This window comes from Nocardiopsis ganjiahuensis DSM 45031 (assembly GCF_000341085.1).
GTDB classification, from domain to species: domain Bacteria; phylum Actinomycetota; class Actinomycetes; order Streptosporangiales; family Streptosporangiaceae; genus Nocardiopsis; species Nocardiopsis ganjiahuensis.
In genome coordinates this window covers 396,913-408,186 of record NZ_ANBA01000013.1, presented here as the reverse complement: position 1 = coordinate 408,186, position 11,274 = coordinate 396,913, and the positions used below count along the sequence as shown (strand labels likewise).

Genomic DNA, 11,274 nt, shown 5'->3' with positions numbered 1-11,274 from the left:
TCCGAACCCACCGGAGCGATGAACACATCCGCGTACGCCCACACACTCGCATTAGCCGTGTTACCCATATTGAACAGATCCCTTCACTGGGTGATCTTCGTGATCTCTTTTTCGAAAAGCCAGGGACACGGGGTCCCGGACATAGGTAAAGCCCGGTCGATGCCGGGCTTGGTCTTTGTCGTCTTCCTGCTTCAGATCTGCCAGCGCAACGACTCGGCGCGCGCGAAGGCGATGGTGGCCTCGTCCGCCGGGGTGTCCGGGAGGAGTACCTCGACGCGGACCTCGGAACCCGCCGCCAGGTGTCCGTTCCAGGAGTGCACGATGTGGTCGTCCGGTCCGGGGCGGAAGGACTCGACCGGCATGGTGGTCCAGCGCTCGGTCCCCCCGCCCGAGGCGGGCCGGTGGTAGGCCAGCCGGACGCGCAGTTCGGCGCCGGGCTCGACGCCCTGCACCCGGAGCGCGACCGAGGTGTTGTACATCGCCGCTCCGAACAGACAGCCGGGTTCGGCGGGTCGGTTCTGCCAGGCCGAGCCCGTGTAGTGGCGGTCGAAGGTGACTTCCGTCCACTGGCCGGGGGTGAGTGCCTGCTGGTGGGCGGCGGTGGTGGCGTAGAGGATTCGGTTGGGCACGCTGCTTCCCTCCGGAGGGATGATGTCGGTGGACATACCGTCCTGGACCCAGGTACGCAGGTCGGTTCCCGGGCAGAGCGTCGACTGCTCCGGCAGGCCACTGTGCCAGGTCTGGTCGAGGACGCGCCCGGCCCTGTGGCAGGCGTCGACGTACAGGTCGCGGATGGCGGTCTTGGCGGCCGGGGTGGCGTCACCGTCGCTGCCGATGAAGCACACCCCGATGTGCGAGGTGTTGTGCGGGGCCGCGTGCGCGCCGACGACCAGCCAACCGCGGCCCTCGTAGACGTTGCCGGCCCGGTCGACCAGGAAGTTGTAACCGATGTCGTCCCACCCGCGGTCATCCATGTGGAAGTCCTGGATCTGACGGGGGGTCTGGCTCGGTGAGCCCGTGGAATAGTGCACCGTGAAACCGATGCGCTCGGACCAGTCCGTTGTCGTGGTCAACCTGGGGGAACGGGCTCCCCAGCCGGATCGGCTGACAATAGTGGGAATGTAAGGAAATCTCCTAGGCATGACGAATAACCGGCCCGTCGAGCCGGTGCGAGAAGAAGAGAAAATCCGCGGCCGAGGGAATCGGGGCGGCAGTGGTGTCCGGGAAACGTCACCGGAAACAGAAAAACCCGGCGAGGCCGGGTTGAGAGCACAACTGTGGTGCTGGAGAAAAGCGTGCCACACTGACAGCGGCCAGCGCAAGCTTATCCGTGAAAATCATCGAAGAAAAGTGGTTTCCGCAGATCACGCGGGTGCGAAACGGATAGCTCAGCGGTGCCGGACAGGCCTGTCCGGCACCGCTGAGGCGCCCCGGACCGAAGGGGGTCAGGCGTAGCCGTCGGGGTTGGCCGACTGCCAGCGCCAGGCGTCCGCACAGGCCTGGGCCACGGTGTGTTCGGCCCACCAGCCCAGCTGGCGGTTGGCCTTCCCCGGGTCGGCGAAGCAGGTGGCGATGTCACCGTCGCGTCGCGCTCCGACCCGGTAGGGGATGGGATGCCCGCAGGCCTCCTCGAAGTGCCGGACGGCCTCCAGCACCGAGGTGCCGGTACCGGTGCCCAGGTTGAAGACCTCCAGGCCTTCCTGGTCGCCCAGGTGGTCGAGCGCGGCCACGTGCCCCCGGGCCAGGTCGACCACGTGCAGGTAGTCCCGTACCCCGGTGCCGTCGGGGGTGTCGTAGTCGTCGCCGAAAACCTTGAGCTCGGGCAGTCTCCCCGCGGCGACCTTGGAGATGTAGGGGAAGAGGTTGTTGGGGATGCCGTTGGGATCCTCCCCGATCAGCCCGCTGGGGTGGGCCCCGACCGGGTTGAAGTAACGCAGGAGGGTGATCCGCCAGTCCGGGGAGGCGGCCGTCAGGTCCTCCAGGATGCGCTCCCCGAAGAGTTTGGTCGCGCCGTAGGGGTTGGTCACCCGCAGGGCGCTGAGCTCGGCGATCGGAACCGTCTCCGGGTCGCCGTAAACCGTCGCCGAGGAGCTGAACACCAGGTCGCGCACCCCGGCCGTGTCCATCACCTCGGCGAGGGTGAGCAGGGCGTCCAGGTTGTTGCGGTAGTAGCGCAGGGGCTGGCTCACGGACTCCCCCACGGCCTTGAGCCCGGCGAAGTGCACGACCGCCTCGATGTCGTGTTCGGCGAAGACCCGTTCCACGACCTCGCGGTCGGTGCAGTCCCCCACCAGCAGGGGGACCTGCCGGCCGGTGATCTTCTCGACCCGGCGCACCGCTTCGACGCTGCTGTTGACCAGGTTGTCGAGAACGACCACCCGGTGTCCTCTGTCCAGCAGTTCAACGGCCGTGTGCGAACCGATGTATCCGGCTCCGCCAGTCAGCAGAAACACTGTGTCCGTCTCCTTCTCCACGGGGCCGACACACCGGCGCCGGCCCCGGATGATCCGTTCCGCCCCGATCTGGCTCAGAGCAGTTTGCCGAAGACCTTCTCCACCACCCGCGCGGCGGCCTTGCCGTCGTCCAGCGGGCAGAACTGCTTGACGAACGCGTCGTAGCGTTCCGCGTGCTCGGCCCGGACCCCGTCGATACCGCGAATCGACTCGATCACCTCGTCCGAGGTCCGCAGGAGCGGCCCGGGCGCGGTGGTCTCGAAGTCGAAGTAGAACCCGCGCAGGTTGTCCCGGTACTCCTCCAGGTCATAGGTGAAGAAGAGCATCGGGCGCCCCGTGTTCGCGAAGTCGAACATCAGCGACGAATAGTCCGTGACCAGGATGTCCGTGACCAGGAACAGTTCCTGGATCTCGGGATAGGACGAGACGTCGTGGACGAAGTCCTTGCCCACCGTGGGCACCCGGTCCACGATGTTCGGGTGCCGGCGCACCAGCAGCACGTAGTCGTCTCCCAGTTCCTCGTACAGCCGACGCAGATCCAGGTTCATGTCCAACTTGTACTTGCCGGGCGCGTAGAACTTGTTGTCCCGCCAGGTCGGCGCGTACAGCACGACCTTCTTGCCTTCGGGCAAGCCCAGCCGCTCCCGCACCCGCTCGGTCAGCGCCTCCCGCTCGGGCCGGTGGAAGATGTCGTTGCGGGGGTATCCCGTCTCCAGGATCTCGCCCTCGAAACCGAACGCGCTACGCAGGATCGGTGTCGCCCAAGGGCTCGGTGAGACCAGGTAGTCCCACTGCGCGGTCTCCCGACGCAGCCGGTCATGGTAGTCCCGGCTGGCGAACTGGACGTGTTCGATGTCGAAACCGATCCGCTTCAGCATGGACCCGTGCCAGGTCTGCACCACCTTCTGGCCGGGCTGCTTCTCGAACCACAGGGGCACGTGCGTGTTGGAGACGATGAACTCCGTGCGGGCGAGGGCCTCGAAGTACTCTTGGCTCGCGGTCCTGACCTCGGTCAGTCCGTGGGGCAAGGCCAACTGGCGCTGACGCACCATCCAGGACATCGGGGTGTCCACACCGCGCCTGCGCAGTTCCTCGTACATGTCACGCGGGCTGTCGGAGAACTGCTTGCCCGAATAGCTGTCGAACAGGATTCCGGGGAGCACAGGCTTGCGGCGCAGTCGGGGGTAGGTCTCCTCCCGAAGAACCTGCTGCGCGTAAGCCCCCTGCTCTTCGGAGCGCAGCACCGAACCAAGCCACAGAACGGGGTTCCCCTGCCCGGTGGCTCGCAGGGACAGGCTGAAGCCGCCCTCTGTCTCGGGGGCCGGGAACTTGGCGGTGCGCAAGTCCTGCGCGAAGCCCACCTGCCTCTCGTCCCACTGGTTCTCGCCGAGATCGGTCTTGAGCAGGAAGCGGTAGCTACCGGGGGTCAAGGGGACACCCGTACCGAAGCTGGGAAGGGCGGTGGGCTGAAGATCCACCGAGAACCGCCCGTCCAGCAGTTCGACGGGGAAGAGGTGCTCCTCCATGCGGCCGATCGCGGAGACCACGAGGGAGAGCTCTCCCCGGGGCGCCTCCGGGTACTCGCCCTGGAGTTTGAGGGTGTAGTCCTCCCAGGAGACGCCGGTGAGAACCGGCTTGGGCCGCTCGACGCTGATCACCGCCCGTCCCGCGAAGTCCGGACTGACTCGGACCCCGACCCCCTCGTGGACGTAGTGCGTCTCGGAGGTCTCCAGGGCCATGGGGAGCTGCTGAACGCTACCGTCCGGCTTGGTGAGATGGACCGTCCACTCCTCTGTCGACCGGCTTCCCGCCACGGCGGCCCGGTCCTCGAAACCGCCGGTGAGCACGTCGAGGTCCACGAACACGCTCACGGTCGAGCCCTCGGTCTTGATCCGCGCCGGAACCTCGGTGTCACCGGGAAGACGGTGCAGGTGGGCGCTCAGCCCTTCGACAGGGGTATCACGGAGCTCACCCGAGAGAACGAGGGAGAGGCCGTCGGTCCGGTGCCCGTCGAGAACGGTTGCCGGGCAGTCGATCGTCAGACGCAGCTCGTGGCCGTCCGCCCAGTGCGGACGCGCCCATACTCCCGGTCGCACCTCCTCGGGCCCGACCATCCGGACATCGGCGACCGCGGGGTTCTTCAACCGCTCCACACGACGAAAGCCCCGGTTGACCACTCCCAGTTCCAGGTACCACTCGTCCGAGGCCCCTGCTCCCTTGCTCCCGAGGGCGGCCGGATCGACGGTGATCTCGTACCCGCCCCAGTCCTCGCGCGAGGTGATGGCCGTCGGGGACAGCCGGAACTCGTTGGCCCGGTGGACCGAGGTCTCCAGGCGTACCCGGGTTCCGTCATGGGCGTTGACCGCCCACGCCCGAACCTGCTGCTGGAGTCGCTTGTTGGGACGCAGGAACTTCAGACAGACCCGGCCGCGCACGACCAGTCGGCCGTCGACCCAGGCCATCTCCTCCACCTTCTGCCGGACCTCCAGCTCTGACCGGATCTGGTAGACGGAGCGCGGAATCTCCTGCTGAGGGTCGTCCTTGAACGGGTACTCCGCGTAGTAGCGGATGCCGTGCCGGACGACCTTGGCCTTCTTCTGCTCGGCGCTCTTGTTGAAGATGAGCGCCTCACGGAGCTGGTCGGCCTTGCGCATACGGACCAGGTACCACTTCAGCCGCTCAATGGCGGGGAGTTCACGGAAGGCCTTGGCGCTCACCGTGTCCAGGTAGGCGTTGCCCAGTTCGAAGAAGCGCTCGATGAAGGCGTCATCAGCACGGTCGAGCACCTGGAGAAAGGTACGTAGGTCGTTCCCGAGGGCGACCACGTCCCAACGCTGCTTGTGCACCGGGGGGAGGTTCTCGGTGATGAAGTCGCTGACCGCGGTGACCGCGGTGAAACGGTCCTCCAGGGCTTTGGGACGCAGCCGGTCCTGCGTGATGGACTTGTCGTCACTCGGCCTCTCACGCCACAGGTAGACGGCTTTGGAGAGGACGTCCACGGACCCGGCGAGAAAGTGCAGCGGGATGGCCACGGACTCGTCCTCGTAAAGGACGCCGACGGGGAAGGTCATGCCGTGCTGGTCCCAGAAGGAGCGGCGCCAGACCTTGTTGGTGGCGAGCCGGTCGACCAGGAGGACGTCGTCCCGGGAGATGTGGGTCCGGGTCCTCGTGGTCCGGAAGATCTTGCGGTGCATCGGCGACTGCCGGGTGCCCAGTTCGTCGAGGCGGTGCACGTTTCCGGTGGACAGGTCGGAGCCGCTGCGCCGCAGGCTCTCCAGGTGATAGCCGAATGCGTACGGCGGGATCACGTCGTCGCTGTCCACAAAGGTGACGTGGTCGCCCTTGGCGTGGAGCAATCCCGTGTTGCGGGCAGCCCCGAGCCCGCCGTTCTCCTTCTGGATGAGCCGGAACCTCGGGTCCTTTTCCCCGAAACGCTTGGCGATGGTGGCGCTCTCGTCCTGGGAGCCGTCGTCCACCATGACGACCTCGAGGTCGCGCCAGGTCTGGACCTGCAAGGAGCGCAAGCACTCTTCGAGGTATCTCTCGACGTTGTAGATCGGAACGATGACACTGAGCGCTACCACAAAAGACTCCAAGGTTCCGCACATCCGCGAACGCGCAAAACACAACGGGGATCAGAGATCGGCGCTGTGGTGGACGCGGAGGTGAGGTGCCGAATCGGGGGGCTGGAGCCCGTCACTTCACAGAGATGGATGAAGGACAGCTCGGGACAAGGTATACAAACGTACTGCCGAGGTTAACCCATACTCCAGAGCGACAACACACAGAAGAAACCTTCGCATCCGACGGAATCCAGAGAATAACCTGAAGGACTCCTCGGAGGAAGAAAGGTTTACGCGAAATCGAAAAAATAAACCGGGAAAGCATCACAGAAATCACTACGACGGGCCCCCGATCGATCACCCTCCGCAAGGGCTTCTGCTTCGGTTGCCCTCCGCACTCTATGACACAGTTCGAGACACTCCCGTGACATGGGGTGAAGCCGACAGAGGGCTCCCTTGAGTCCGACTATGATCGGCCGAGCTCTTTCCCCCTGTCACAGCGAAACCGCACAGTCGCAGTTCGTTCCCCCACCGACCGGAGTTCCCGTGAAGAGAATCCTCCTACGCTCCAGCAAGTCCCCTTTCCAGACAGTCACCGTCGAGGAAGTGCTTCAGCAGAAAATCGGCGGAGCCAATCTGGGCAACCTGGTCTTCAGCGACTCCGCATACAAGATGTTGGACGTCCCCGACACTGAGATCACGCTCGCGGGCTTCCAGAACGGGGTTCCCTCCGCTGAAGAGATCAACGAGCAGTACGACTGCTTTGTCTTCCCCTTCGTCAACGCCTTCCGGCCTTCCTACCGGGCGCAGCTCGACTACTGGACCGACCTGATCGAGAAACTGACCATCCCGGTCATGGTCCTCGGTGTCGGCGCCCAGTCCTCCCTCGACTACGACCTGGCCCCCTTGCGCTCACTCGACGAGTCAGCGAAGCGATTCGTCTCGGCCGTACTGGACCGCGCCCCCTCCATCGGTGTGCGGGGGGAGTTCACCCAGCGCTACCTGAACCACCTCGGTTTCAAGGACGTCGAGGTGATCGGCTGCCCCTCGCTCTTCCGCTACGGGCGATCCCTCTCCGTCGAGAAGGACACCGCCGAGCTCGACACCAACGCCAGGATCGGCCTGTCGGTCACCGGCGGGACCGCGAACGAACTGGGCCGGATCGTCATGGACAACCATGATCGCTACCCGAACCTGAAGTACATCGCGCAGGACATCGTCGACCTCGACCTGATGTACTGGGGGGACACCTCCCGTGAGGCCGCCAGACACCGTGACATGCCCGACCAGCGGAGCCACCCGCTCTTCCGGGAAAACCGGGTTCGTCTGCACCTGGACCCGATCACCTGGATCCGTGAGATGGGTGCCTACGACTTCGTCTTCGGCACCCGTATCCACGGGAACATCGCCTCGCTGCTCGGGGGGACCCCCTCCGTGGTGATGTGCCACGACTCCAGGACGCTCGAGCTCAGCGAGTACTTCGAGATCCCGCACCGCAGGATGACCGAACCCACCGAAGAGTTCGACGCCGCGAAGCTCTACGCGCAGGCCGACTACACGGCACTCCTCAAGGGCCATGACGAGCGCTTCGACCGGATGACGGGTTACGTCGAAAAGCATGGACTGGCCCATATCTTCCAGGAGGGCCAGGACGGCGGCGCCGCGTTCGAGGAACGCATCAACAGCATCGACTTCGCACCCCCTGCCGAGGTCTGGTCCGATGACGACGGCAGCCTGGGGTACCGGATCGGCTGGCTGCGGGAAAGTGTTCGCAGCCTCACCAAGAAGCAACAGAAGGCACAGCAGCAACAGGCTTCCCTGGAAAAGAAGATCACCCAGATGAACAAGCGCCTGGTCGCCTTGGAGAAGGAAGCCAAAATGAGCGCGTACCGGCGCGCGCGTCGCACCAGTGGGCGCGCCCTACGCCGCCTCGGTCTGCGAAAGTAGACCCGCCTGCCGGAGAGGAGGGGAAACCCTCTCCCCTCTCCGGCCCCGGAGCGGTCACACGACAGGTGTCCGCCCGGGGCCCCTTTGCCGCCGCTTCCTCGCACAGCGCTCTCCAGGGCCCGAGGCTCTTTCCCTGCCCCTTCCCGTCCAGGACCCCGCGCTCGGTGCGGTCCGCAGTCCGGTGAGCCCCACAGGCAGGAGGCGCCGCGACGACAACGAGGACCTGCGTGCGGTCACGGCACCCCTGATCGCCGTCAACCGTCTCCGGTTCGGCGCCACCTCCGGGAGTGTGGACGCTTTCCTCCCGCTCACCGGAGCTCTGCTTCCAGCCGCGGAAGGCGGCCGGCGCTTCGCCTTCGGCTCGTTCCGGAGCAGACACGAGATCGGCTCCGCGCCCCTGAGGGACGCGGAGCCGTTCGGTGTGTTCGTGTCATCTCAACGTGTGCGTGGTGCCTGCGGTATCCGGCCGCTCAGACCAGGTCGCCGGGGTCCGTGACGGGGTCCGGGGAGGAGTCCTCAAGGCCGTCCGAGCCGCGCAGGTCGTTGCCGTGGCGCACGACCTCCCGGCAGGTGGCGGTGATGGAGAGCCCTTCCGAACCACTGACCACACGGTTCCCCGTGAAGGAGAAACCGGTGGTCCCCGCGCTGACCCGCACACCGTAGTGGTCGGCACCGCCGACCTGGTTGTCGCTGACCTTGATCCGCTCACCAGCCTGGACGTGCAGGCCGTTGTGGCCGATCCCGCGCAGGGAGTTCGCGGACACCACGGCGTCCTCGACCCCGACCAGGTACAGGCCGGTGCTACCGGTGTCGACGAACGTGTTCGCGCTCACGGACAGGCCTGCCGACTCCTCGACACGGACCGCGGACAGGGAGGTCCCGGTCAACAGGTTGGCCGAGCAGACCAGGCCCCGAACACGACGGCCCTCGAACCCGTAGGAAGTGCTGCCGTTGACGGTGTTTCCGCTGAGACTGACGTTGTCTATCCAGCCCCCGTTCGGATACCCCTCGAGCCGTACCGCCGAGTGCGACCCGGCCCCGGTGAAGATGTTCCCGCTGATGGTGACGTCCGAGACAGGCTGTGAGCGCCCGGTCGGATCGCCCCACCCCGGCGGGCGGGTGTCGTTCTCCTTGGTGTCGATGATCGCGGCCACCGCGACCCCGCCCGAGCAGTCCAGGAAGGTGTTGCCCTGAACGGTCACCCGGTCCCAGACGTAGGCGTGCACCCCCTCCCGAGTGCAGTTCTCGAAGTGGCAGCCGATGATCCGCACGTCACTGTGGGTACGGCCCAGGGTGGCGGCGTGGGAGCCGATCCCGCGCGGCCAGGGACCGACCCCCGGAGTGTCGGATCCGGTGAAGGAACAGCCCGAGAACGCCACGTCGGTGCAGGGGGTGTCGTCGTAGGGCCCGAACTCCCCGAAGTAGGTACTGGCCTTGGCCAAGTCCAGCTGGACCGCCTCCGTGAAAGAGCGGCTGCCCCCCGGATCGGCGACGCCGGCGCAGCGCAGGTTCACCACCCTGGCGTGCCGGACCGCGTTGAGTTCGAGCGCGTGATAGCCGGGAACGTCACGGATCACCGTGTCGCGCACGGTGATCCCGGTGGCGTGCCCGAAGGAGAAGATGTTGTTGTACCTGGGCACCCCGACCGCGTTGCCGTCCCACACGCCCCCTTCCACCAGGATGTTCCCGTGCCCGCTGTAGCCGGGCAGGTTCTGGCCGGGGTCCCCGTTGGTGAGCAGGGTGCGTTCCCCGTCGCGGCGCACGACCGCGTCCGGGGCCAGGACCAGCCGGGTGTCGCGGTAGATCCGCAACGGCGGGTTCTGCACCGAGTAGGTACCGCCCGGCAGGTAGACGGTCCCCCCGCCGTTGTCCCGCACGTGGGACAGGGCGGACTGGAGGGCCGCCGTGTCGTCGCTGCTTCCGTCACCGAGGGCACCGAAGGCGCGCACGTCGTGCACCCCGGTGAGCACGCTCTCCGAGGGCATGGAGTGCGCGGGCAGTCTCCCGTCCTCACCGAGCCGGGCCAGACTGCCGGGCCGGGTCAGGGGACCGCGCCGCTGGGAGGAGGTGTAGGTGGCCCGTACTTTCCTGCGCAGACCGGCCCACTCAGTGGCCAGGTCGGGTGGGTAGCTGGGTAGCGGCATCAGTCCGTGCCCTCCGTTCCGGGTGCGGTGTCGTTGGGTTCCTCGAAGATCAGCGTGGCCGTGTCCTGCCCTTGGCCGCGCGTGGCCGGGGTGACCTCCACCCCGATCACCCGCCAGCTGTTCGAGAAGGTGGGGCGCCCGTTGACCAGCGGGAACCAGTCGTTGACCAGAGTGATCCGGGCCCGGTCCCCCAGGTGGTCCGGGGTGAACGTGCTCTGCTCGTCCAGTCGGACGGTCACCTGCGGGAACCGCACCGCGCCCGAGGAGCGGCGGGCCCACCAGCGGGCGTGGGCGTCCAGGGCGTCCCGGTCGGTGACCCCCGGAGCGTCCACCGTGCGGTCCAGGAGCGGCCAGCCGTTCTCGGCGAACCGGGGATCGGACCAGATCCGCGACAGGACCTGCTCCGTCTCCTCCTCGGGGTCGGTCTCGGGCGCGTCTCCGCGGGCCTGCCAGGAGGTCGCCGCGTCCGTGGCGTCGGCCGGGTAGTTCCAGCCCAGAACGTTGCCGGGCTGGGCGAACACGTGCTCGGCCTGGGTACTTCCCAGCCGCTGCGCGACCACGAACTCACGGATCCGTTCGCCCCCGCGCACCACCGTGCGCACCATCCACTCGGGTCCCTCCTCGTGTGAAGAGAGGGTCTCCAGGGCGTCCCCGTAGGTGAGCGCCTCCGAGGCGAGGTAGACGGCGTCGCGCGTGACCCCGGAGTTCCGGGCGTCGGCAGGGACCAGGCCGATCGGCCGGGCCGCCTCCATCCTCTGAACCAGGGTGCGCGCGATCCGCAGCTGGTCGACACCGGCGAAGCTGGTGTCGGAGCGGATCTCGCGGTGGTGCAGGTAGCTCTCCAGAGAGGCGCCGTTCAGGTCCACGGTGACCCGGCCCCGGGCGTCAGCCTTGGGCTCGGCGGACCAGATCAGGTAGGTGCCCCAGATCCGATCGCCCCGCCAGACGTGCACGACGGTGCGTCCAGGCCCGCTGGTCAGGTCGTTGTCCCGCCGCCCTGCCACCTTGGCGACCTTTTCCGCCACCTCGGGGCTGGTGACAGGGACCGAACCGCTGAACGCACCCGCCTGGCAGATCCTGCGGTCGAAGCGGACCCCGGCGAGGTCGAGCTCGGCAATGGGCCGGTCGGTGACCAGGTCGCAGAACTGGTAGCGGTAGAAGGACATG

General features: G+C 66.8%; 6 protein-coding genes. 1 reads left to right on the top strand and 5 read right to left on the bottom strand.

Translation table 11 applies throughout. The annotated features are described in order from the left end of the window. Nucleotides 1-191 precede the first annotated feature (191 nt). From D458_RS38105 to D458_RS0119745, 3 genes are all read right to left on the bottom strand, one after another. A complete protein-coding gene (locus D458_RS38105) occupies nucleotides 192-1,073 on the bottom strand; it encodes an N-acetylmuramoyl-L-alanine amidase (protein ID WP_338037011.1) in 882 nt (293 codons plus the stop codon). Between the two features lie 372 nt (nucleotides 1,074-1,445). Further along, nucleotides 1,446-2,453: a UDP-glucose 4-epimerase GalE gene (gene galE / locus D458_RS0119750; protein ID WP_017588465.1), complete on the bottom strand. Its 1,008-nt coding sequence runs from the start codon at nucleotides 2,451-2,453 to the stop codon at nucleotides 1,446-1,448. A 74-nt stretch (nucleotides 2,454-2,527) separates the two neighbouring features. Further along, nucleotides 2,528-6,037 carry a bifunctional glycosyltransferase/CDP-glycerol:glycerophosphate glycerophosphotransferase gene (locus tag D458_RS0119745; RefSeq protein ID WP_017588464.1) on the bottom strand — a complete coding sequence of 1,170 codons (3,510 nt, stop codon included), beginning with the start codon at nucleotides 6,035-6,037 and terminating at the stop codon, nucleotides 2,528-2,530. Between the two features lie 585 nt (nucleotides 6,038-6,622). Between D458_RS0119745 and D458_RS0119740 the strand changes: the two genes are divergently transcribed. Further along, complete coding sequence (locus D458_RS0119740; RefSeq protein ID WP_017588463.1) at nucleotides 6,623-7,963, top strand: polysaccharide pyruvyl transferase family protein; 1,341 nt, start codon at nucleotides 6,623-6,625, stop codon at nucleotides 7,961-7,963. Nucleotides 7,964-8,433: 470 nt separating this feature from the next. On the opposite strand, the gene D458_RS0119735 is transcribed toward D458_RS0119740, so the two are convergent. Further along, complete coding sequence (locus D458_RS0119735) at nucleotides 8,434-10,107, bottom strand: right-handed parallel beta-helix repeat-containing protein (protein WP_017588462.1); 1,674 nt, start codon at nucleotides 10,105-10,107, stop codon at nucleotides 8,434-8,436. Beyond that, entirely contained in the window at nucleotides 10,107-11,273 is a 1,167-nt protein-coding gene (locus tag D458_RS0119730) for a hypothetical protein (protein ID WP_017588461.1), read from the bottom strand. Before D458_RS0119730 ends, D458_RS0119735 begins: the two co-directional genes overlap by 1 nt. Nucleotide 11,274 lies beyond the last annotated feature (1 nt).

What these genes read in the sequence shown, in the direction of transcription:
- D458_RS0119730 (WP_017588461.1), bottom strand. Translation starts at nt 11,273, where the DNA reads ATGTCCTTCTACCGCTACCAGTTCTGCGACCTGGTCACCGACCGGCCC.
- D458_RS0119735 (WP_017588462.1), bottom strand. Translation starts at nt 10,107, where the DNA reads ATGCCGCTACCCAGCTACCCACCCGACCTGGCCACTGAGTGGGCCGGT.